This is a genomic window from Rhodopseudomonas parapalustris (genome assembly GCF_053772255.1).
Map to the genome: position 1 here is coordinate 1 of NZ_JAMKBZ010000080.1, position 756 is coordinate 756.

The following is a 756-nucleotide window of genomic DNA, read 5'->3' on the forward strand; positions in this document are numbered from 1 at the left end:
CGATGGCCAAAGCAAAGTTTGAACGTAACAAGCCGCATTGCAACATCGGTACGATCGGTCACGTCGACCATGGCAAGACGTCGCTGACGGCGGCGATCACCAAGGTTCTGGCGGAGACGGGCGGTGCGACGTTCACGGCCTACGACCAGATCGACAAGGCACCGGAAGAGAAGGCGCGCGGCATCACGATTTCGACCGCGCACGTCGAGTACGAGACGCAGAACCGTCACTACGCGCACGTCGACTGCCCCGGCCACGCCGACTACGTCAAGAACATGATCACCGGCGCGGCGCAGATGGACGGCGCGATCCTGGTGGTGTCGGCGGCCGACGGCCCGATGCCGCAGACCCGCGAGCACATCCTGCTGGCCCGTCAGGTCGGCGTGCCGGCGCTGGTGGTGTTCCTGAACAAGTGCGACATGGTCGACGATCCGGAACTGCTCGAGCTGGTCGAGATGGAAGTGCGCGAGCTGCTGTCGAAGTACGACTTCCCGGGCGACGACATTCCGATCGTCAAGGGCTCGGCGCTGGCGGCGCTGGAGAACTCCGATCCGAAGCTCGGCCACGACGCCATTCTCGAGCTGATGAAGAACGTCGACGCCTACATCCCGCAGCCGGAGCGTCCGATCGATCAGCCGTTCCTGATGCCGGTCGAAGACGTGTTCTCGATCTCGGGCCGCGGCACCGTGGTGACCGGTCGTGTCGAGCGCGGCGTGATCAAGGTCGGTGAGGAAATCGAAATCGTCGGCATCCGCC

The 756-nt window shown here is 64.2% G+C and carries 1 protein-coding gene; it reads left to right on the forward strand.

Annotated elements, in window-relative coordinates; translation table 11 throughout:
• Positions 1-2: 2 nt before the first annotated feature.
• Positions 3-756: elongation factor Tu (locus M9H71_RS25115; RefSeq protein WP_455407581.1), on the forward strand; the 754-nt coding region annotated here is incomplete at its 3' end.